The sequence below is a fragment of the Pseudomonas sp. NMS19W genome (genome assembly GCF_051554255.1).
GTDB classification, from domain to species: Bacteria; Pseudomonadota; Gammaproteobacteria; order Pseudomonadales; family Pseudomonadaceae; genus Aquipseudomonas; species Aquipseudomonas kribbensis.
The window spans coordinates 2,547,542-2,569,954 of sequence record NZ_CP136718.1 but is presented as its reverse complement, the minus strand read 5'-3'; the positions used below and the strand labels follow the sequence as shown (position 1 = coordinate 2,569,954).

The 22,413-nt window shown below is 59.7% G+C and carries 14 protein-coding genes and 2 pseudogenes; all 16 read right to left on the bottom strand.

The genetic code is table 11. The annotated features are described in order from the left end of the window. Positions 1-33: 33 nt before the first annotated feature. Entirely contained in the window at positions 34-2,421 is a 2,388-nt protein-coding gene (locus R1A29_RS11425) for a TonB-dependent receptor plug domain-containing protein (protein WP_438301526.1), read from the bottom strand. Between the two features lie 107 nt (positions 2,422-2,528). Further along, on the bottom strand, positions 2,529-3,584 hold the full coding sequence (locus tag R1A29_RS11420) for a substrate-binding domain-containing protein (RefSeq protein ID WP_438301525.1): 1,056 nt from the start codon (positions 3,582-3,584) through the stop codon (positions 2,529-2,531). Positions 3,585-3,615: 31 nt separating this feature from the next. Further along, entirely contained in the window at positions 3,616-4,641 is a 1,026-nt protein-coding gene (locus R1A29_RS11415) for an ABC transporter permease (protein ID WP_438301524.1), read from the bottom strand. Beyond that, positions 4,634-6,190: a sugar ABC transporter ATP-binding protein gene (locus R1A29_RS11410; protein WP_438301523.1), complete on the bottom strand. Its 1,557-nt coding sequence runs from the start codon at positions 6,188-6,190 to the stop codon at positions 4,634-4,636. The genes R1A29_RS11415 and R1A29_RS11410 overlap by 8 nt, the downstream gene beginning before the upstream one ends. 8 nt (positions 6,191-6,198) lie before the next feature. Beyond that, positions 6,199-6,870: a methionine ABC transporter permease gene (locus R1A29_RS11405; protein ID WP_438301522.1), complete on the bottom strand. Its 672-nt coding sequence runs from the start codon at positions 6,868-6,870 to the stop codon at positions 6,199-6,201. After that, positions 6,867-7,667: a methionine ABC transporter ATP-binding protein gene (locus R1A29_RS11400; RefSeq protein WP_438301521.1), complete on the bottom strand. Its 801-nt coding sequence runs from the start codon at positions 7,665-7,667 to the stop codon at positions 6,867-6,869. Before R1A29_RS11400 ends, R1A29_RS11405 begins: the two co-directional genes overlap by 4 nt. Then, a complete protein-coding gene (locus R1A29_RS11395; RefSeq protein ID WP_438301520.1) occupies positions 7,664-8,473 on the bottom strand; it encodes a MetQ/NlpA family ABC transporter substrate-binding protein in 810 nt (269 codons plus the stop codon). The genes R1A29_RS11400 and R1A29_RS11395 overlap by 4 nt, the downstream gene beginning before the upstream one ends. A gap of 27 nt (positions 8,474-8,500) precedes the next feature. Beyond that, on the bottom strand, positions 8,501-9,553 hold the full coding sequence (locus R1A29_RS11390) for an isopenicillin N synthase family dioxygenase (protein WP_438301519.1): 1,053 nt from the start codon (positions 9,551-9,553) through the stop codon (positions 8,501-8,503). 247 nt (positions 9,554-9,800) lie between these two features. Next, complete coding sequence (locus R1A29_RS11385; protein WP_438301518.1) at positions 9,801-10,196, bottom strand: hypothetical protein; 396 nt, start codon at positions 10,194-10,196, stop codon at positions 9,801-9,803. A gap of 136 nt (positions 10,197-10,332) precedes the next feature. After that, complete coding sequence (locus tag R1A29_RS11380; RefSeq protein WP_423205511.1) at positions 10,333-10,596, bottom strand: PAAR domain-containing protein; 264 nt, start codon at positions 10,594-10,596, stop codon at positions 10,333-10,335. Positions 10,597-10,688: 92 nt separating this feature from the next. After that, on the bottom strand, positions 10,689-11,030 hold the full coding sequence (locus R1A29_RS11375; RefSeq protein ID WP_438301517.1) for an immunity protein Imm33 domain-containing protein: 342 nt from the start codon (positions 11,028-11,030) through the stop codon (positions 10,689-10,691). A gap of 369 nt (positions 11,031-11,399) precedes the next feature. Further along, a pseudogene (locus tag R1A29_RS11370) lies at positions 11,400-15,720 on the bottom strand (RHS repeat-associated core domain-containing protein); the annotation flags it as partial. Further along, entirely contained in the window at positions 15,717-18,602 is a 2,886-nt protein-coding gene (locus R1A29_RS11365) for a type VI secretion system tip protein VgrG (RefSeq protein WP_438301516.1), read from the bottom strand. The pseudogene R1A29_RS11370 and the gene R1A29_RS11365, both read right to left, overlap by 4 nt. A gap of 128 nt (positions 18,603-18,730) precedes the next feature. Continuing rightward, positions 18,731-19,171: pseudogene (locus R1A29_RS11360) on the bottom strand (Hcp family type VI secretion system effector); the annotation flags it as partial. A gap of 419 nt (positions 19,172-19,590) precedes the next feature. After that, positions 19,591-19,968, bottom strand: coding sequence for a fe2+ zn2+ uptake regulation protein (locus R1A29_RS11355; protein ID WP_438301515.1), 378 nt, complete (start codon positions 19,966-19,968; stop codon positions 19,591-19,593). 91 nt (positions 19,969-20,059) lie between these two features. After that, positions 20,060-22,264 carry a TonB-dependent receptor gene (locus tag R1A29_RS11350; protein ID WP_438301514.1) on the bottom strand — a complete coding sequence of 735 codons (2,205 nt, stop codon included), beginning with the start codon at positions 22,262-22,264 and terminating at the stop codon, positions 20,060-20,062. Between the last annotated feature and the right edge of the window lie 149 nt (positions 22,265-22,413).

Here is a 22,413-nt window from a genome sequence, read left to right as displayed (position 1 = left end):
CTGCAGAGGGTCCGCCATCCATGGCGGCAAATCTCAGAAGCCGTAAGTGGCGCGAGCGTAGTAGTAAGCGCCGTTGGTGCCGATCGGCGACAGCACGTCATACGGCAGGTTGCCGCCGTAGTTGATGGCTGAACCGGAGCGTTCCGGATAGTTGTCGGTCAGGTTGTTGCCACCCAGGGCGATGTTGAATTTCGGGGTAAATTTGTAGGTCACCTCGGCATCCAGTTGCCACACCGCGCCATAGGTTTGCTCGGGCTGCGAATCGCCGAAATCGAACACCCGGGTGGTCTCGCCCTGTCGGGTCAGGCGCCCGAGCAAGCCCCAGTGTTCGCTGACCCAGTTGGCGGAAAACACGAAACGATCCTTGGGGGCCGCATCGGTCAGGGTGTTGGTTTCCTCGACACCCACCAGCGCATCGTTGCCGATCCCCAATGCGGTCAGCTGCGATGGCGTGCCCTTGGTGCTGGTGACCTTAGTGTGGTTGTAGGTGTACGCGGTGGTCAGGCCCAGTTGCCCTTCGTAGAACGGCTGATGGTAGTTGAGCACCAGTTCCGCACCGTGGGTGCTGGTGTCCGCGGCATTGGTGAAGAAGTTGACGTCGTGCACGCCCGGCACGCCGAAGTTGTCATTGATGTAGCTTTCCAGCGCGTCGCTGCCGATGCGCTGGGACAGCGTGATGCGATCCTTGACGTCGATGCGGAACACATCGAGGGAGGCATCGAAGCGATCGTTCAACTGGAAGGTCAGGCCGAGGCTGTAGTTGTTCGAAGTTTCCGGATCGAGCTTCTGTGCACCGAGTGCCCGGGCAATCGGATCGTTGACCGACAGCACACGAATGTCGGTGAGCGTGCCGCCCTCGCCGAAGTTGCTGGTGGTGTTCTGGAAACCGCTCTGCGCCAGCGAAGGTGCACGAAAGTTGTTCGACACCGCGCCGCGCACCGCCCATTGCTCGGTCAGCTTGTAGCGGCCACTGAGCTTGCCGGTGAGTTTGCTACCGGCATCGTCGTAATGTTCCCAGCGGGTGGCGGCGTCGACGAAGAACCGGTCGGTGAGATCACCGGACAATTCGGCGTAAGTGCCGAACACGTTGCGGTCCAGATCCGACTCTTCACTCGGGCGCAAACCGTTGGCGCCATCAGCCCCGGAGCCGATGTAAGAAGCCTCGTCACCGGCGAACGTCAGGTAGTTCTCGTAGCGATATTCGCCGCCCAGCGCCAGCACGAACGAGCGGCCGCCGAGGCGCAGCTCACGACTGAAATCCAGGTTGGCCGTGGTCTGGCGCAGCTCGTAATCGCCAGTGTCAAAACGGGTCGGCGAGTCCGCACCGAGGCTGACGTTGAGGGTGCGGCGGGTCGCCGATTCGAAGCGGTTGCGGCCATGGGTCAGGCTGCTGTCGAAATCCCAATCGTCGCCGATCAGGCCCTTGAAACCGGCGGTGGCGGAAATGTCGGTGTTGTCGCCAAGGGATTGCGGCAGGTAGCCGTTGGGATAGAACTGCGGCTGCTCCGACGGATAACGGTAGAACTCGGCGCCGGTGGTATGACGCTGGTTGTAAGTGCCGAAGCTGTAGGCCTTGCCGCCGGCCAGCGGCAGTTCGCCGTTGAACCACAGGTTCACGTCCCGCGCCAGGCCATCGCCCATCACGTAGTTACGCTGGCCCGGCGTGTCGGCAAAGCCATCGAAACCGGCGCGGTTGGTCGGATTGCGATTCTTGTACTCGGTACCGCCACGAATGAACCCGCCCTCCTCGCCCAGCCGGGTGCCGATCTTGGCCGTGGTCACACTGTTCTGGCCGTCGGTGGTGGTTTTGCCGATGGCGTCCTGATGGGTGTGATACGCACCGTAACTGGTGGAGATTTCACCGCCCTCCGGGGCGTCGTCGAGGATGATGTTGATCACCCCGGCAATCGCGTCGGAACCGTACTGCGCACCCGCTCCGTCACGCAGCACTTCGATGCGTTTGATGGCGCTGATGGGGATCGAGTTGAAGTCCACCGGCGCCGTGCCGCGACCGATTTTCGACGAGTCGTTGACCACCGCCGAGGTGTGTCGGCGCTTGCCGTTGACCAGTACCAGCACCTGGTCCGGGCTCATGCCGCGCAATTGTGCAGCGCGCACATGGTCGGCACCGCCGGAGTTGGACTGGCGCGGCAGGCTGAACGACGGCAACAGCGTCTGCAGCGCCGCGCCCAGTTCGCCGTCGGCGGCACCGGCGGACTTGAGGTCTTCGGCGGTCAGCACATCCACTGGCACCGGCGAATCCAGTACCGTGCGCGCCGTGCCCCGGGTGCCGGTGACCAGCACGGTGCCCAACCGTGTGTCATCGTCGATGTGGGTGGAAGTGTCCTCGGCTTGTGCGGGAAGTTGCCAGATCGCACTGACAACAGCGACAGCCAGTAATGAACGGGAACGGTGAATCATGTGACAGCTCCTTTTATCGCAGCTAATACCCGTCCGCTGCCGACAAAAAAGGAGTCGTCAGTCAGTGCACGGCAAATGTCTGCTGTAGTTTTTGGGTGTTGGGATTTTCAGTTCGCCACAGGAATCCACGGTGCCCGCGCGACGTTGGCGGTATCACCGAAGGACGGCAGCTTCTGCCCCAGATCGCGGACGTTTTTCACATCCAGATCCAGCAACTGCTGGCGGGTAATCAGGGTCGGCGGCACCAGCACCTTGTGCCCCGGATTCTCGCCGGCGATCAGCAGCGCCAGACTGCGCACGCTGATCGCCCCGGCCACTTGCGGATTGACCGCCGCCGTCGCCGCCCAGGCGCTGTCGGGTTCCTTCATGATTTGAATGTCGGCGGTGGAAATGTCGGCGCTGTAGATCTTCACCTTGCTGCTCAGCCCCGCCTCGTCCACGGCGATTTTCGCGCCTTTGGCAAACTCGTCGAACGGCGCGAAGATCACGCTGATCCCCGGATTGGCGCGCAGCACGGCGCTGGCCTGATCGGCCACCGAGTTGGCAATCGGCGGATTAAGGGTGCCGAACCGCGCCTTCTCGATGATCCCCGGATTGCTCTTTTTGACCTGGCTCCAGATCTCGTCGCGACGCTCCATCGGCGTGAAGCCGCTGATGTAAACGTACCCGGCGTCGAAGCGGGTGCCGTTGTCCTTGACTGCCTGATCCAGCGCCAGACGCGCCAGCGCGTGGTGATCCTGCTCGACCTGAGTCACTTGCGGCGTGTTCAGATCGACGTCGAAGGCAACGACCTTGATGCCCTTGGCCAGCGCCCGGTCAATCGGCCCCTTGAGGGTTTCGGCCAGACCCAGTTGCACGATGATCCCGTCCACCCCGAGGTCGGCCGCCTGATCGATCATTTCGCCCTGACTGGCCGCCTGTTGCCGGGCATCGAACACCCGCAGGTTGGCGCCCAGTGCTTCGGTCTGTTTCTCGACGCCGCGCAGGTAGGCTTCGGGGAAATCCCCGGAGAACAGATAGCCGACCAGCGCGATCTGTACCTGACCTTTATCGAACGGTGCCGGCGCCCCCGGCAAGGCCCTGGCCTGAGCATTCAGCGCCAGTGCCGAAAGCAAGGCGCCGGCGAGGCAATGACGTGCGAACTGCTTGATTGAACCGTGCATGGATCTTTCCTTGAAGCATCAATGAACCGGCTCAGCGCGCCCGATGCGCGAGGCCGAAGGTGAACATCAGGGCCAGCACCAGCACCAGTCCCTTGACGAAATCCTGCGCGTAATACGGCGCGTTGAGCATGGTCAGGCCGTTGAGCAACGACGCCACCAGCAACGCGCCGACCAGCGTGCCGAACGCGTTGGGCTTTTTCGCCCCGAGCACGGCAAAACCGATCAGCGCAGCGCCGAGCGCATCCAGCACCAGGCCGTTGCCGGAGCTGACATCGCCGCGCCCCAACCGCGCCGCCAACAACACTCCGCCGAGCGAGGCCAGCAACGCCGACAACACGTAAGCAAGCAGTTTGAAGCGCTGCACCGGCGCACCGGCCAGCCGCGCAGCCTGCTCGTTGCCACCAATCGCGTAGAACAACCGGCCGATGCGCGTACGTTCGAGAAACAGCCACACCGCCAGCGCGACAACCGCCGTGATCAACACCGGAACCGGCACCACGTCCCACAACCGTCCACGGCCGAGCGCAAGAAACAGCGCACTGAACGCGCCTTCGGCTTCATCGCCATTGGGCAGGGTCATGCCCACCGCAATCGAGCGCCCGCCCGTAGGGATCAACTGCACGCCGATCACCAGGAACATGCTGCCCAGCGTCGCGAGGATGTCCGGCACGCGCATCTTTACGATCAGCCAGCCGTTGAGCAGTCCGACCAGCGCGCCACCCGCCAGACTGATCAGCACCGCCGGCAGCGTGCCCCAGCCGAGCACCACCATCACGTAACTGGCGATCATCAGGCTCATGGCCGCCACCGCACCGATGGACAAGTCCAGCCCGCCAACGGCCATGGTCAGGGTCACGCCCAATGCCAACAACGCGACAATCGACACCGACTGCAAGATGCTGAACAGGTTGCCGACCCGCAGGAACGCCGGCTCCGCGACACTGAAAAACACCACGATCAACGCCAGTACCCACAGCAGGCCGTAACGGATCAGCGCCTGCACGAAGCGCTCGGACGTCGCCGGGGCGGATGACAACAGGGAACTCGAATCAGGCACTCGCTCTACTCCTTGGCGCGGCTTGAATGAAAAGACTTTGCGGATCGGTGCCGGCCAGCGCAGCGACCAGAACGGCGCGATCCAGACCGGCACGCGGGTACTCGGCGACCACCGCGTGATCACGTACCAGTAGAATCCGGTCGGCGATTTCCAGGGCTTCATCGACATCCGCACAGATCACCAGCGTGGCGCGGCCTTCGGCGCTGTTGCGCAGCAGTTGACCGATCTCGCGTCGGGCACGTATATCTACGCCCTGAAACGGCTCGTCGAGGACCAGCACCCTGCCCTCGCCAAGCAGCCAGCGACCGAGCACGACCTTCTGCTGATTGCCGCCGGACAGCGCGCTCATCGGCACATCGATGCCGGCAGTCTTGATCCCCAGCGCCGCGACCTGCGCCTCCACCGCCGCCGCTTCGGCGCGATTGCGGATGAAACCGCCACGGGTGAAGCGTTCGAGAAACGGCAAGGTCAGGGTTCGGCGCAATGAAAAGTCCGGCACCAGCGATTGACTTGCCCGGTCTTCGGCGGCGAAGAACACCCCGCTCTGGATCGCCTGACGTGGCGAGCCCGGTTGCCAGTCGGCGCCGTCCAGTTGCAATAACCCGGACAACGGTTGGCGCAGACCGAACAGCACTTCGGCGATCTCGCTTTTGCCGGCGCCGAGCAGCCCGGTCAGCACTACGACTTCGCCTTCATGCAGGGTCAGGTCAAACGCTTGCGTGCGTGGCAGCAGTTTCACTTCGCGCAGCTTCAGCACTTCGCGCCCTGTGGCTCGCGGCGTGTAAACATGAGCCTCCAGCGCCTGACCAAGCATGGCCTCCAGCGCCTGCGGCAATTGCCGGGCACTGAATTCGCCGGCCAGTTGTCCGTCACGCAGAACGATGGCGCGGTCGGCCACCCGTTGCAGATCCGACAGGCGATGGGAGATATACACGATCGCCACACCCCGGCTGCGCAGCGTGTCGATCAGACCGAACAGGCGCTGCGCTTCGGCATCCGACAACGCTGCTGTCGGTTCGTCGAGAATCAGCAACCGTGGCTGCAGAGCGAAGGCGCGGGCCAGCACCACCAGTTGCCGTTCGGCCTGGCCGAGGTGTTCGATCGGTTGCTCCAACGGCAGCACCAAACCAAGCCCGGCCGCGATGTTCGCGGCGCGCTCCAGCAGGCGTTTGCGGTTGAGCCAGAAGTCGCCGTCCGGGCGGCACAATTCATCGAGCAGCAGGTTTTCCGCCACGCTCAAACCGGGTGCGATGCCCTCGTTGATCTGCTGATGAACCGCGACGATCCCGACCCGCCGAGCGGACAGCGGCGAATTGAATTGCCTAGGCTGACCGTCCACCTGAATCTCGCCGCTGTCGGCCGACTGGCTACTGGCAAGGATCTTCACCAGCGTCGATTTACCCGCACCGTTGGCACCGAGCAGCGCCACCACTTCAGCGGGAAAAATCTCCAGGCTGACCCGGTCCAGCGCACGGTTCGAGCCGAAGGTCTTGCTCAGTTCACGGACACGAATCAGTGGCTCGGAGGCCACGGCGACAGGCGCACTCATAGAATTCCTTAACGTCGATGAGCCAGCGAACGCACCAGTCGATCACCCAGGCTCTGCACGCCCTGAACGAGGATGACCAGCACCACCACCGTGGCGACCATCACTTCATTGTTGAACCGCTGATAGCCGTAACGGATGGCCAGATCGCCCAGTCCCCCGCCACCGATCACTCCGGCCATGGAGGAAAAACCGATCAGCATCACCAGCGTCAGGGTGACGCCCGCCAGCAGGGCCGGCAGTGCTTCGGGCAGCAGCACTTTGAAAATCACATGACGGATGTCACCGCCCATGGCCAGGATTGCTTCGATGCGGCCCTTTTCGACTTCGTCCAGGGCGTTCTCGACGATCCGCGCAAAAAACGGAAAGGCGCCGATGGTGATCGGTACCACGGCGGCGGTGCTGCCCAACGTGGTGCCAACCACCAGGCGGGTCAGCGGGATCAGGGCAATCAGCATCACCACAAACGGCAGCGAACGACCAAGGTTGATGATCGCGCCCAGTGCCTGATTGATCCGGGGCAACGGGTACAGACCCTGACGGCGGCTGATGAACAGCAACACCCCCAGCGGCAGGCCGATCAACAGGGTGAACAGCCCGGCGAGCAGCACCATGTACAGGGTTTCGCCGGTGGCGTTGAGCACCAGTTGCAGGATTTCATTCCAGTCGATGATGCGATTCATGAGTGGGCCGCCCGTACGCCGTATTGCCGTAGAAAACTCAAGCCCGGCGCGTCGTGCCCCTGCGGCAATCCGCAACTGGGCCGCAGAGAGGCACCGAGCGCGGAACCCCGAGTTGCCAGTAATCTGGCGACCGTCCCCGCCTCCACCAGCCTTCCGTTGGCCATGGACGCGGCGTGATCGCAGATCGAACGCACCACGTCCAGTTCATGAGTGATCAGCACGATGGTCAGTCCGAGCTGACGATTGATGTCGCGTAGCAGTTCCAGAATCGACGCGGTGGTTTCCGGGTCGAGAGCGCTGGTCGCTTCATCCGACAACAGATACGCCGGCCGCGCCGCCAGGGCCCGGGCAATCCCGACCCGCTGCTTTTGTCCACCCGAAAGTTGCGAAGGAAAGGCTTCAGCCTTGTCGCTCAGGCCCACCAGGTCCAGCAATTCCCGAACCCGTTCATGACGCTGTGGTTTGGCGACTTTGGCGATTTCCAGCGGCACTGCGATGTTGTCGAACACGTTGCGCGAATGCAGCAGATTGAAGCCCTGAAAGATCATGCCGATGCGCTGACGCTGGCGACGCAGTTCCTGATCGGACAGCGCGGTGAGGTCTTCTCCATCCAGCAGAATCCGCCCGGCGTCCGGACGTTCGAGCAGATTGAGGCAACGCAGCAGCGTCGACTTGCCCGCGCCGCTGCGCCCGAGAATCCCGTAGATCGCGCCATCGGGAATACTCAGCGATACCTGATCCAGCGCCGGAATCGATGCTGACGCATAGGTCTTGCTCAACCGCTCGACGACGATCATGGCTTGGCATCCGCCACAGGGATCACCGAGCCCTTGAAGCTTTCGGCGATGTACTTGGCCACTTGCGGCGAAGTCAGGTCCTTGGCCAGTTGCTGAATGCGCGGATCGTTTTCCAGTTTCGGCGTGGTCACCAGAATATTGGCGTAAGGATTGTGCTCGGCCTTCTCCAGCCCCAGCGCATCCCTGGCCGGCACCAGTCCGGCTTCCAGTGCGTAGTTGCCGTTGATCACCGCCAGATCCACGTCGTCCAGTGCGCGGGGCAATTGCGGCGATTCGATTTCGAGGATCTTCAAGTGTTTCGGGTTTTCGGCGATGTCCTTGGGCGTTGCCTGATCGGCTGCCGGGTCATTGAAACCAGGCTTGAGCTTGATCAGGCCGTTGTCCTGCAGCAGGTACAGCGCACGGCTCAGGTTGGTCACGTTGTTCGGCACCGCGACCGTGCCCTTGTCCGGCACCTGGGCGAAGGTTTTGTGGCGATGGGAATAGATGCCCAGCGGTTCGATGTGCACCGTGGCCGCCACTGCGAGTTTCTCGCCGAGGGCCTTTTCCTGGGATTGCAGGTACGGCAGATGCTGGAAGTAGTTGGCGTCCACATCGCCGTGTACCAGCAGCTCGTTGGAGTTCACGCCTTGGGGGATTTCGATCACCTTGAGGTTCAGTTGCGGATCGATCTTTTGGATGTAGGCCAGAATCTGCGCGTGGGGCACCGGGTCGGCGGCAACGCGCAATGGCTCCAGCGCTTGAGCGCCAAACGAAGTCACCAGCGCGCCGAGGACGGCCAGGGTCAAACCTGCTGTTTTCAACATGAGGAAAATCCTTTAGCGAGTGATGGATCAGGCGTTGGCGGTCTTGCGAGGCTCAGGTTCGGGCAGCAATGCGTCGGCATAGAACCGACGCGCCACATCAGGGTGCGAACGCAGCCGGCCCTTGAGGTAGTTCCAGCCGACATCGCGGAACAGCGGATTGAGCGGATCGCTCGCCGGGCCTCGCGCCTCGCGCAGCAACACCGCCGGCAGCGGGTACAGCGGCACCACCGCGTCGAGTTGCGCGCCGAGGAAAAACGCGATGGACAAGCGCTCGCTTCCCACCGGCGGCGAGACCACGCGATGCACCGTGGCGCGCAGATAACCGTTGGTGGCCAGCTCCAGCAGCTCGCCGATGTTGACCACCAGGGTGTTGTCCCGTGGCAGTGCATCGATCCAGCGCCCCTCTTCGATTTCCACTTGCAGGCCGGCGTGCCGGTCTTGCAGCAGGAAACTGAGGAAACCCGAATCCTTGTGCGCGCCGACGCCCTGATTGCTCGCCGTCGAGGACTGCCCCGGATAGCGCATCAGCTTGATGTGTTCGTTGGGTTTGTCGCCGTACAACCGGTCGAAGGCGTTCTCCGGCAGCGCGAGTGCCTGGGCGAAAGCACGCAGCAGGCGCAGCGACATATGGGTCATTGCTTGCTGCCAGTCGAGCAGCAACGGTTTGAGTTGCGGCAACGCCTGCGGCCATTGGTTTGGCCCTTGCAGACGCGCCCACAGCGGACTGTCGGCCGTCAGCGGCAAGACCTCACGCTCGGCGCCCAGATCAAACTGTTCACGTTGATCCGGCTGGCCGCGAGTGATCTCCGAAGCGGCGCGGTTGTAGCCACGAAAATGCGGCGAATTGATCATGCCGACGGCGGCTTTCTCGCTGTCGGGCAAGGCGAAGAATTGCCGGGCGTGATCCTGAACTTGCTTGAGAAGACTGGCGTCGATGCCATGGCCGGTCAGGTAGAAGAACCCGACATCGCGAGCGGCGTGGCGCAGGTCATCGAGAAAAGCCTGGCGCTGCTGCGGAGTACCGTCGAGCTGCGACAAGTCGAGGATGGGTAATGCGGTGATGTCTGAGGTATGCGGCATGATTCACTCCCGTGTGAATCAAACCTGAAGAGCCTGTGATCGATTCAGCGTGTGCCGTCATGGCAATCGGGGGTCTGTCGGTTTGATGCTTTGATTCGTCTGTAAATCAAAACTAAACGATATATAAAAATCCGAACAAATATCTTTTTTGCATTAGCTTAGGCCTGTCTATCGGGGGCTCAACTGACCTGAAGACCGACTGCGGCAATCGACTTGCCGTTGCAGTCGGTCCTGAATCGGCTGACGGCTACAGACCGACGCGCTTCAACCCTTCACGCATGCCCTGATCCGCTTGCTCGCACCATTGTTTGAGCGTGAGGTTCGGCGGCAGGTTGCTTTCCAGGCTCTTGTATTCCCCATCCGTGAACACTTCGCCTTTACGGCCAGACTGTTCGTTCTTGTCGCCGTCGCGCTTGTCGAAATCACCTGGCATGTTGCTGACGAATGCGGCCATCTTGTTGGCGTTCTCGGTGCTGTCCGCTTTCAGGAATCCCTTGTCGACACAGCTTTTGATCAGGCCTGACATGTTGCGACCATTGTCGTAAATCCCTTTCAGGGTCGCGGCGTCTTGCCCTTCGGCGTGGGCGAGCGAGTGGGTGCCAAACGCGGCTGCCATGGCGAGAATCAAAGAAGCGGTCTTCATATTTATTCCTTTAAATGTTCGAGCGTTTTGAGCTCTTTTTGAGGTGAAGCATGTTTTGGTTGAAGCGTGTTTTGTTCAAACGACGCGCCGAAAAGGCCGCTTCATGGGAGATGGCAATCAATGCACAGATATGGATTCAACTGACCACGGCCCCTTTGGGTCCACTGGCGATCAACGCTGCACCGCAGGCGGTTTTCATGCCGTCGAGCGCGATGGGCACGCCATCGACGGTGTAGGTGCTGCTGCCCTCGGCTATCGGGAAAACCCCTTTGCACAATGGGCAACTGACCATGTGGCCGACCCCGGCAATCGGCTTGCCGTTGAGATCGGTCTGGGAGAAAGCTTCGAGCACCTTGCCACCGTGGGTGGTGGAGTCGCCGAGGCGGATTGCGTCTTTCAAGTTGTCACTCCTTTGACCTGACTCTGACACGCCAGATTAGTCCACGGGATCTGCCAAGGGTGAAGCCGGCGGTGATCCGAAACCCGTGTTCCTTACTCCGCCATCCAGACATCTTCATAACCGGAGGCATCGATGATGAATTTTGCCCCGGTGGGCAGGCATAGATAATTAACTGCCTCGGGCAGCATTTCGCTCAGGTGGTGAACATGGACAGGCTTGTAAAAATCATCCGCCGTCGAGAACTCGCCACAGTGAATGAACCAGGTAATGTTTCCGCCCTCGGGAAGCTCAACCCTCGTGCCGTAAATCGGTGACTGGCCAAGCGAATCAATAGCGACCGCGACCATCTGTTCGGGCGGCTGCACAGGCATTCCATACTTTTTACAGATTTTTGTCTGTGCTTCGTCGGGATAAACAGCTTCAGCCTTTTGCATTAATCAGATCCCCAGCTTTGTTTTCATACATTTTGAATAGGATGATGCGTGCCCACCCTGCTTTCTTGAGCAGACGGGACAATGTGATTGCACAGCCAACAATGAGGACTGATGTGTCACATCGTTAGTACCCGTTCGATAATACTCCACGACCAAGGCATCTTTATGGTCAGCGACCATTTTAGGTGCCACAGTTCCACATACAACACATGGAACGCCCTGCACGGAGGCGGTTTGCGCTGTAGTAGGCCCACACGCTGAACTTCGAGCGTAAGGCTGAGTAATGCCAGGTTTTGGATCAAATTGAGCCTTGTCAGGAATACCCAGATTACTCATCGGGACGGTTTTTCCCGTACCGTCGGTGGTCGTAGTCAAGCCCAGAGGATCGACCCAACCCGTAGGGTTAGGTGCATAAACATAGGTATTCAGACCACCTGCGTACCCCACTGGGTCCTTGCTTATGAATCGACCGACGCCAGGATCAAAGTAACGATGTCGGTTGTAATGCAGTCCCGTTTCAACATCGTGGTACTGCCCCTGAAAACGTATTGGGTTAGCCAGTCCCAGCTGTTGCGCTTGAACAGAACGTTGCTCCCGAACCTCTCCCCATGCCTTGTACTGAGCACTCCAGGCAATATCACCATTCTGATCAGTCAGTTCTAATGGTGTGCCCAGATGATCGCACTGGTACCAACTAATGGCATCGAAAGGTCTTACTGTCGGTTGGTAATTCCAGAGGGGATCATCATCGAGCGTGTAATCGCCAGTATTATCGGGCAGTCCTGACAGTTGAATCGGGCCGTTGGATAAAGCCTGAGCTACCGGAACGTATGTGCCTGGTTCAAAGATGTAATGAACCGTTCTCCCTGCACCGCCATCTGATTGAGCAGGACGGCTTTCCCACGCAAGGTTATCTCCGTCCCAGCCAAAAAGCGTGAATCCGCAGCCTAGCTCTCTTTGTTTACGAGCGCGCTCATTGTGGTTCCATTGAGACCCTGCCTCCGAGCGTTCTTTGTAGTGAACGTTGGAGTTCTTGTACAGGCGTCGGCCCAATGCGTCATAAGCGAAATCGACGCTCAAACGCGCATCGTCGAAGTTCACCATGCGGTCAAACAGGTCCCAACGTAGGCGGCTGTAGCTTCCGTTGTGCCATCGCTGGACAAGATTGCCTCGCTCGTCGTACTCATAGTGAGTACCGGCATATTCGCGCAGGAGATTGTCGAGTAACTTGCTGCGGGGCTTGTCCTGATCAAGCGGTCGCCGAATTTGTGTGACCGCGTCATCCAAAAGATTACTTGCAGGATCGAACGCAAAGGTTTCAGTGCCCAGCCGGCTGACGGCACTGATGAGGCGGCCCACCGGGTCGTAACGATACGCCAATGGGCCGCGCCGGGTGTCGTTGAGCTCGGTCAACTGGCCAACGGCATCGTATTTATACTCACGCTTGAGTAAAGTTGACTTGTCGTCACTGCGACCCAGCAACTGCTCCTCAAGACGCCCTGCCGGGTCCCATTTCAGTGTTTGTAGCAGCCGATTACCCTGATGACGTGCCACTTCTCGGTGCAGGTCATCGCGCTCGTACGCGATCAGATCATGATCATCCAGCCGCAATCCCAGAAGGTGGCCACTTCCATAGGTCAGCCAGCTCACCCGGTGCCCGTCTGGCCTGACAGTCGCTATACGTTGATTAAGAACGTCATACTCATGCTTCCAAACAGCCACAAGAGGCTTTTCCAGATCCAGATAGTTCTGGTGTTCACGAACCAGATTTCCGGCAGGATCATGAAACCAGTTCAGTCGACTATTGGCATTACTGGCCATGACCAGTCGGCCATTCCCATCATAGGCATACGTTTCAATCTGGGATTCACCACCAAGGCTTGCATGACGATCAGTCAGGCGTCCCATGGAATCGAAGTTGAACTTAATGACGCGCTGTCCATCGATTTTGCTATCCAGACGTCCGGTTTCAGGATCGAATTGATATCGAGTAGTACGACCGTCAAACCCCGTCTCCTCCACGAGTCGGCCAAGCGGATCATAGTGAAAGTGGGCGCGCTGTTCGTTCTCGTTCTCCAAGGCAACCAGGCGCCCCAGGAAATCCCAGTTGTAACGCAAGCTCTGCTCAGCGGCATCTACACGCTCACGGACCAATCCAGCTACGGTATAACTCCAGGTTGTGCACTGTCCCAATGCATCAACGTATGCAAGCAGCCGGCCCTCTGCATCCCGGTCAAAGCGCTCTTCTGTTTTGTCAGGATGTTTGATCAGCACCAACTGACCATTTCTATATTCGTATTCGGTGCTTAACCCGGCTGCGTCAGTGAAGCAGATCATCTGGCCGCGCGCATCGTACTCCCACACACTGACCTTGCCAGAACAGTCAATGTATTTGGTCAGTTGAGCTGCATCGTTGTATTCAATAGCTTTTTCATTGCCGTTGGCATCTTTGATGGCAATCGGCAATCCGGCCTTGTTATAAGCGTATTCCGTCTTGTTGCCTAAAGGATCGATCGACTCAACGAGGTTGCCGTGATCATCGTATCCTCTATGCCACTGACCGCCTTCAGCATCACTGATTTTGATCAGTTGATCATTGTCATCAAACGCGTAGTGCTCGACGCTATCATCCGGGCGGATATGTTCAACCATGTTTCCGCGAGAGTCGTAGCTAAAACGATCGGTGCTTCCATCTGTATGGACATGACGGATCAGATTCTTGGCCTCGTCACGGAAGAACCATTCAGAACGTTCATCTGGATGACGGATGCGATACGTGTAGCCAAGGATGTCGTAGTAATGCCAGGTCTCGTTGCCATATGCGTCCGTCACATAGGTCAAACGAATATTGTCATCCCACTCAAGATGAGTATCGAAACTACCGTCATCCGCCCACTCCCGAACAGCTCTTGCATCGGCGCCACGCCCCTGCCATTCGATGTTCATACCCCGGGCGGTTCGATCGGTATAGCGTGTGATCAGGTGGTGTTCATAACGATACGACCATGCGGCGCCATTCTCGTCCTGAGCCAGGATCAGATCGCCGTGCATGTCGTATTGATAGCTGCAAAGTTGCCGCCGAGGTACGCCATCCTTGATCTCCCAAAGTCCGGTCAGGCGACCATGATCATCAATCAGCGTGCCCAGATGCGAAAGAACCTGTGTGACGTCGTCCTGGTAAGTCATCAAGTCCGACAGAATCAGCTCGCCCCCGTGACGATGCTCATAATGAAGCATGATCCCGGCACCATTACGAAGTACGACGCCAGCCAAAAGATAACGCTGGCCTCGACGAACGTAGGTCTCTTTGCGTTCAAAGCCGCGACACAAAAGCAATTGATCGTTGCTACTGCGAATCAGTGTGACGTTTTCTACAGGGTCATAGTGAAACAGTCCGACCTTGGGTAGTGGATAGTCGTGGCTTCTGCCATCGGCGCCAAAATAAATCAGGCCATCATCCTGACAATCGAAGCGTGTACTCAGCTCCGTTACCCAACGTGCACCCAATGAGCCTTGGTCATAGGCATCCAGTCGAGAGTTATAGGTTCTCGCCCACTCGATGGGAAAGGCGCCGGGCAGACTGAAGTCGGTATGGCGAAGAAGTTCTGACCCCAGCGAAAAGCTAATACTGTGACAAGTACCGGTGCAGGCGACATTCTTGTCGGGATTGGCAGCACCTTTGGCTGGAGCTTGATGACTGGAGGCCTCTAGTCTCCCTCCCCGGCCGTGTGTTGAGCCTTGCTGGTGGTGTTGGGTTTGACGCTGGCGGCCTGACCATGCCCACGACGCTTGCGCCAGGCCAAAACTGCGCCACTGAGCATCTGCAACAACCAGCCAATCGAATGACGTGTGCCGGGATCACCCAACTTGCTCAGTTGGGTTTTAATCTCAGGTCCCATGGCTCTCAAGGTTCCGGTATGGGTCAGAACCAGTTTCTTAGCCTGATCCGGAAGCAGATTCTTGGCTGCACTGTTGGCTACGCCCTTACCTACGGCTTTGTAAGCACTGAAGGCGGCACCAAAGATGTTACTGATGGCCGCTTTAGGATCGCTGAGCAGTTGATTGCCCGCTGCAGTGATTTTCTGACTCGCCGCTCGCGCATCGCCTTTCGCGTCAAGCTTGCCGTTAACGACAGCTTCAAGCCCTTTTGCGATTTCACTGACCGCGCTTTCACCAAGCTTTCCGGCATCGACAAGTATTCCCGAGAGTTTCCCTTGGGCCTGCTTGACGAAGTCATCTATCGTCCCGACGATGGTTGCGTTCAAATGACCGACCAATACTTCGATCATTGAGTCGCCTAACAGCATTTTGGCGCTGTTACGCAGTTCTTGACGTACTAGAAACAAAGTCGGTCGCATACTCATGCGAGCGGCGGCCATCGTGGGGGAGCGGGCAAAACACCGATCAGGTTGATACCCAGACTCACCCAGTCGAGCAGTTCCCGCTGCTTGCTTTTGGCGAGAGTCACGATATCGCCGAGCGCATCGACCAGCGCCATGATGTTGCCAACAACTGGCAGAGCGCCTGCTACACCCTTGATTCGATCCAGCGTAACCACATCGCCACTGATGGATCGCAGCCAGGCATCAAATCTTGCAGCACCGCGTCCGACGTCCTGCACATCCAGCGTATTCAACGGTACTACGGCTACCTGTGGTTCACGCTTTTTGGCACCGGATATATCAGTCATGACAACACTTCTCCATTAAGGAGGCTCGGAGTTTTAACAGCAGATTTCGGCAACACCGGGACCGGCAGACTCGGCAACTTGCCTGCCTTGCTCGCCGTCCCGAGAATCCCCGACGCACTCGGCATCGCCGCACTCGCCAGTTTTGGCAACCCCGCCACCCCGCCCTGCACTGCACTTTTCACCTGCTGCGCCGTTTGCATTGCACCCATCCCTGTCTGTGCCAATTCCTTGCCTTTCTCCAACATGTCCCAGTTCTTGCTCGGCAACGCCTGCGCCACCATCGCCTGCACCTGACTCGGCACATCTTCTGCGCCCGGCGGATTCAACGGCCATTCCGGCTTGCCGATGTAGCTGCCTTCACTCCAGGTGTCCGCCGGATCCTTGCCGAACAGCACACGCGCCGGGCCTGGGGCGGCACCGGCAACGCTGGCGAAACCCTTCGCGTCGAGCTTGCCCTTGATGCTCTTGCCCAGCGCATCGATGACTTCGTAATCGCCTTCCTTGATGCCCTGACGCCCGGCGTACTGGTTGAACAATTCGAGGTTGCCCTTGCCTGGCTTCGGCGGCTCGGGGAACACGCCGGCCAGGCTCTTGGCGCCGGTGTAGGCGAAGTTCGCCGCGTGGGCGGTGTACGGGCCGCTGGTGGCGTGGGTGATGCCGCCGGCGTTGTAGGTCGTGGCGCTGCCGCCGCCCTGGATCACCAGTTCGGTCTTGGCGGTGATGGTGATGCGGTCGGCGTTGGCGGTGATGTTGAGTTTGGCCAGCAGGTTGATGCTGTCCTTGAGTGCCTTGACGTCGATGTCGCCGGAGGCCGCCACCAGACGCCAGCCCATGCTCTGCACGAACAGGCGCATGCCCCGACTGGCACTCGCGAGCAGGCGTTTGCCGATGGAAAAACTGGTGTGCCCGGTGCTGCTCAGCGCCAGGTGTTCGCCGGTGGCGATGTGGCTGGAACGCGGTGTGGTCAGGGCGATGCCGGCGGGACTGGCGAGCACCAGGTGCGGGTCGGTGAACTCGGGGAATTCGTTGGCGGTGAGGTTCGCAGGTCCCGAGCCGAGTACGCCTTGGTGCTGCGCGTGCAAGGCCTTGGCCACGTCGTCCTGATCGCCGGCCTCCTGGGCCTGAAGCTCTTTGGCCTGCGTAGCGAAACCGTCCTGTTGGTCGCTGGCGGTGGCCAGGCGTTCGGCGGTTTCCGGCAGGTCCTTGTGGTGTTTGGATTCATTCGGGCGCGGTTCGGTGGTGATCAACAGACCGGCACCGGCACGCACCGCGCCGTGGCGGTCGGTGCGCAACTCAAACCCTTCACCGCGTGGCTGGCCGCCGCTCGGGCGCGGGTGGGTCAGGTAACCCAGGTTGATCGCACTGGCGCCGTGATCACTGCGCAGCGCGATGCTGATTTCGCTGGTGGTGTCGTCGATGCGCAGTTCGTTGGCGCGGCTGCCCTTGTATTCCTTGCTCTTGACCGTGGCCAGGGTCTTGAAGTCCGGCAGTTTGTACGGCGGCAGGTTGGCGCCGTGGTACAGGCAACCGGTGATCAGCGGCTGGTCGGGATCGCCTTCGAGGAAGGTGATCAGCACTTCCATGCCGACCCGCGGAATGTTGATCGAGCCAAAGGTTTCAGCGGCCCAACTGGAGGCCACGCGCATCCAGCAGGTGGTCTTGTCGTCGTGCTGGCCTTCGCGGTCCCAGAAGAATTGCACCTTCACCCGGCCGTATTGGTCGCAGAAGATTTCTTCACCTTCCGGGCCTGTGACCACGGCGCTTTGCGAACCAAGAACCTTGGGTTTCGGGTGATCCAGCGGCGGACGGTACGGCACGTCCCACGGGATCGCGCTGAAACGGTTGCGATAGCCCTGATGGAAATCGTCCTTGTCGTCGGTGGTGTCGCTGGTGACCGACTCTTCCAGCACTTGCGGCTGCTTGCCTTCGTGGAAGATTTCAGTGAGCAGCCACAGGTCGTTCCACGTCGGGTTGGCGTGGTCGGTCAGGGCCAGAAAATGCCCGCTGACGAGGATCGGCTGGTCGCTGTTGCCCTCGGCCAGCCGATAGTCGCTGCGGTGGCGTTCGAGGTTACGGTTGGCCAGATGTTTGCCGCGCTCGCGGTCCACGAAACGGCCCGGGTAATCGTAATCCTCGAGGTCCGGCTGAGCGCTGCTCCTGGCATCGCTTTCCAGCTCGATCTTCGGTTTGATGAAGTCGTAATCGCGCCGCGTGGTGCGGCTGGTGCGGGTGGCCAGGCGCAGGCCGAAACGCTTGACCACCGGTTTGTCCGCCACCAGCCCGGAGTCCTGCTGATAGGCCACGGGCGCGAGTTTCGGGAACACCGTCTGGTCATCACCGAAGGTCAGTTTGTGGCCGCTGGCGGTGTGCTGGAAGTGGTAGTGAATACCCTCCTCTTCGCACAGGCGCTGGACGAAGTGCAGGTCCGATTCGTCGTACTGCGTGCAGTAGATGCGCTCGGGATAAACCGCGCTCAGCTGGAAGTGGTAATCGCTGGCGAGGATGCCGTGCTCTTCCAGCACCTGACTGATGATCTGCTGTACGGTCATCTGCTGGAAAATACGCTGGTTGAACCGGTGCGCGAGGTAGGAAAGCTGCGGGCGCAGAGAGATCTTGTAGCGGGTCAGGCGCTTGCCCGCCTCGCCCTGGGCGATGCTGTAGATCAGCCCGTGAATCCCGGTGCCGCTCGGCGACAGCTGAAGAAACGCCAGTTTGTGCAGCAGGCTTTCGAGGTTGATCGAGGCCTTTTCGCTGACCAGTTCCAGCTCGAATTCGAAGGGCGTGTTGAGGGCTTCCCGACCGGTGAACGACAGCACCTGGAAATCGCTGTCCGCGCCATCGATGGTCAGATTGAAATGGGGCTGATTGGCCGGTGAGAACATTCCCTTGTCCCTCGCGCAGTGCTGCAACACACGCCAGGTCGGTAAGGATCTGACGTCGAAAAATCCTTGAGTTGTAAAGGTGCCTCGACCGGCGAAACCGGCCGAAGCGGTACAACCGTCAGCCGTAATTAAACGACTGGAGCACGCCAGTCATCGGAACCCGAAGTACCGGAGACTTCGTGGGTCCAGGTGATTTTGCGGTAGGTGAACTGCACTTCTTCCAGGTGGGTGAAGTGCGCGTTGCCTGGATCCTGGCAGTTGTGCATTTTGTTGTTGATGGCGACGATGATCGCGTCTTCCAGTTTGGTGGTGTAGTAGTGCTCTTGGGTACCTTGAGCCGAAGTGCGGTACCACTGGATAACGATTTCGCTCATGCGCTCGCCGGAGGTCAGAGCCGCTTGCAGCAGAGGCGAAGCCTTGTCGTAGACCTTGGTGATCACGACTGGCTTGTGCACGCGCTGACCGGTTGGCTGACCGGATTGCGGGTCACGCGGGATGATCACGTCGTGGGTGAAAGCCTGAACCATGACCTGGTCTTCGTGGCCTTCCTGGTAGGTGTTGCCATGGGATGCTCTCCTTGCTCAAAAGACAGGACCGGAAGGCGTGATTGCCTGTCCAGGCGGCAAAGGAGGAGTCAAAAGTCGTGCCAGCCATCACATGGCCATTACCCATCAAGGGCTTACGAATCTCGCGTGAGAATTTTCCATCCTTTGCTGTAGGAAACAGCGAAAAAGTGCGCAAGAAGTTGCGCAGTACTGTGCAACTTCTTGCGCACTTGGCTGGAAGCCTTGATTGGCAAGGCCTGCCGGGGTTTTGACCGTGATTTTATTACGGACAACTGCGCAACTTTTTGCGCAGTTCAGTAATTTCGATCGGCTCCACTGAAACAGGGAAACCGTACATAGATAACGGTCCGATCAATCCCCAAAACGACAAAACCACCTGCGGCTAAACAGGTGGTCTTGATCTGGCTGAACACAAGCGAATGTCACCGGCCAGCATGCTGCTCGAGCAGCGAGAACGCCTCACCGGTAAACCGATAACTCTTGTCCGGCTGAAACACGATAACGCCCTCCTCGCACAAACGCTTGAGCACTTCCCTCACGCTGATGAACTGAATCCCGCTGACAAACGCCTGCAGATAACCATGCACCCCACGCCCGCCAACGGCGCGTCCTTCACGTGCAGCCACCAGCAAGGCATCGATCACCTTGATCCGGATCAGGCTGGTGCGCAGCCCGTAATAATGCAGCAGTTCACGGATGTGCTCATTGGTGCTGCGCTCGAAATCGAATGCTCGCTGACCTTTCGCCAACGGGAACTGCGATTGCTTGCCAGAGGAAGTCGATGCCGGGCTGGTTAACATTCGAATGCTCCTTTTTATGATCAGCCGCTGTGCGTAGCTATATATAGAAGAAGGCGCACTCGACGGCTCCGCCATCAAGTGCACCTCCCGATCAGAAGTCGACGGTCGCCGACAACTGCAACGTGCGTGGATAGCCCGGGGAGAACGCGCCGTAGGACGCAACGCCCGACCAGTACTCACGATCAAACACGTTCTGCACCGTGGCGCGGAATGTCGTCGGCCGACCTTCGATCTTGGTGGCGTAACGGGCGCCGGCGTCGATGCGGGTCCAGGAGGGCAGCTCCTGGGTGTTGGCCTGATTGACGTATTGGCTGTCGGTGTAGATCGCGCCACCGGTCAGGGTGAAACCTTCGACCCACGGGGTGTCCCACTCGGCCCAGAGGTTGGCCTGCACATCCGGCACGCCCACCGGTTTGTTGCCACGGTTGGCAGCGGTGGCCGAATCCGTCAGTTCGCCGTCGAGCAAGGTCACGCCGCCCATCAGGCGAGTGCCCGGCGCCACTTCACCGAACATGCTCAACTCGACACCACGGTTGCGTTGCTCGGCCTGCACCGAGAACACGTTGCCGGCGCCGATTTCGCCGCTCGGTTTCTCGATCTGGAACAGCGCCAGGGTAGTCATGAAAGTGCCGTGCTCGTACTTCACACCGATTTCATGCTGCTTGGATTTGTAAGGTGCGAAGGTTTCACCGGAGTTGGCTGCCGTGCCGGGGGCGATGTCACCTTTGCTCAGGCCTTCGACATAGTTGTAATACAGCGAGACGTCTTCCCATGGTTTGACCACCACGCCCGCCAGCGGTGTGGTGGCGCTGTCGTCGTAACGGGAACTGACCGAACCGGATACGCTGTAGTTACGCGATTCGATGTCCTGACGGCGCACGCCGAGGGTCAGTTGAATGCGGTCATCAAGAAAGCCAAGGGTGTCGGTCAGCGCGACACCGGACAGCTCCGATTCGGAAATGCGCAGCACTTTCGGCGAGCTGATGTACTGCTTGGGCACGTCCACCGGATGGTAGATGTTCGAGCGGATTTCCGTGCCGTTGTTGATGCCCCGGGACAGCTCGTCCTGGTAACGGGTCGCCATGACCGTGGTCGTGTGAGTGACCGGACCGGTGGCGAACAGCGCGCGCATCCCCACGTCAGCCGTTGAACGATCGACGTTGAATTTGTAGTAGCCGGGGATGTTACTGGTGTCGCCGGCGTCATTGAGGATTCTCGGCACCTGATCGGACATGCGCTTGACGTCGGAGCGACCGCCGCCGGCGTGGGCGAACACGGTCAGGTTGTCGTTGAGGTCGTACTCGCCGCCGAGCAATGCCGACTGTTCCTTGGTGTCCGACCAGCCCCAGTCCTGCGGCAGGTTGGTGCGGCCGTTCGGCGCCGACGGAACCTTCACACCCGGCGCAATGGTGAACGGTCGCGAGGCCGCGTCGAAGCTCTCTTTCTGGCTGATGTAATCCAGGTTCAGGCGCAACCGTTCGCCCTTGTAATCGAGGGCGATGGCGCCGATGTCCAGTGCGCGCTCCTGATTGTCGATCGCGGTATCGCCGCCCTGGGTGCTGCCGTTGAAACGGATGCCGAACTGGTTCTCGCTGCCGAAACGTCGACTGACGTCCAGATGCCCGCCCACTTGCGAGTCGGACGCGTAAGTGCCGGTGAAGCGGGTCAGGTCTTCGTCCAGTGGCCGCTTGGGCACGATGTTGATCACGCCGCCGACGCCGCTGTTGGGCGAAATCCCGTACATCAGCGCGCCCGGCCCTTTGAGCACTTCGACGCGTTCGGCGTATTCGGTGAACACCCGGTAGTTCGGGGCTACGCCGTACACACCGTCGTAGGCCAGTTCGCCGAGGTTGCCCTCGCCTATCGCGAATCCGCGAATGAAAAACGAGTCGACGATGCCGCCGGTCTGCCCGGTGGAACGCACCGAAGGGTCACGCTCCAATGCATCGGCCACGGTCACCGTTTGCAGGTCGGCGAGGGTTTTGGCGGTGTAGCTGGTCACGCTGAACGGCGTGTCCATCACGTCCTTGTTGCCCATCATCCCGAGCCGCGCGCCCCGGGCGACCTGGCCGCCGGCAAGCACTTCCGGTAATGCGGTCGCGCTGTTGTAGGTGCCGGTGATGTTGGTGGTATCCAGGGTCAGGGCTTCGGCGGTAACGGCGTCCTTTTGCTCCGGTTGTTCGGGGTCTGCTGCCCAGACAGTGGCGCTTCCTGCGGCCAGAATTGAACTCAGCATCGCGGTGCGAATGGCCAGTGTTAGTGCGCGTTCACTGCAGGGTCGACTTGCAACAGACATGGAGTTCGGGTCCTTCTCGGGTGGCTGAAAATGGTAATGACTCCTATTTGCCAGCCGGCAATCGAAAAAGTATCAGCGTCGCTGAATATTTTTTTTGCTTGGGGAGAACGTCCAGAGAGCGGGCTGTGATGCCCACCCTCCGACGCCGG

Bases quoted from the DNA above. Each gene is read 5' to 3' on its own strand.
- R1A29_RS11425 (WP_438301526.1), bottom strand. From the start codon at position 2,421: ATGATTCACCGTTCCCGTTCATTACTGGCTGTCGCTGTTGTCAGTGCG.
- R1A29_RS11420 (WP_438301525.1), bottom strand. From the start codon at position 3,584: ATGCACGGTTCAATCAAGCAGTTCGCACGTCATTGCCTCGCCGGCGCC.
- R1A29_RS11410 (WP_438301523.1), bottom strand. From the start codon at position 6,190: ATGAGTGCGCCTGTCGCCGTGGCCTCCGAGCCACTGATTCGTGTCCGT.
- R1A29_RS11405 (WP_438301522.1), bottom strand. From the start codon at position 6,870: ATGAATCGCATCATCGACTGGAATGAAATCCTGCAACTGGTGCTCAAC.
- R1A29_RS11400 (WP_438301521.1), bottom strand. From the start codon at position 7,667: ATGATCGTCGTCGAGCGGTTGAGCAAGACCTATGCGTCAGCATCGATT.
- R1A29_RS11395 (WP_438301520.1), bottom strand. From the start codon at position 8,473: ATGTTGAAAACAGCAGGTTTGACCCTGGCCGTCCTCGGCGCGCTGGTG.
- R1A29_RS11390 (WP_438301519.1), bottom strand. From the start codon at position 9,553: ATGCCGCATACCTCAGACATCACCGCATTACCCATCCTCGACTTGTCG.
- R1A29_RS11385 (WP_438301518.1), bottom strand. From the start codon at position 10,196: ATGAAGACCGCTTCTTTGATTCTCGCCATGGCAGCCGCGTTTGGCACC.
- R1A29_RS11375 (WP_438301517.1), bottom strand. From the start codon at position 11,030: ATGCAAAAGGCTGAAGCTGTTTATCCCGACGAAGCACAGACAAAAATC.
- R1A29_RS11365 (WP_438301516.1), bottom strand. From the start codon at position 18,602: ATGTTCTCACCGGCCAATCAGCCCCATTTCAATCTGACCATCGATGGC.
- R1A29_RS11355 (WP_438301515.1), bottom strand. From the start codon at position 19,968: ATGTTAACCAGCCCGGCATCGACTTCCTCTGGCAAGCAATCGCAGTTC.
- R1A29_RS11350 (WP_438301514.1), bottom strand. From the start codon at position 22,264: ATGTCTGTTGCAAGTCGACCCTGCAGTGAACGCGCACTAACACTGGCC.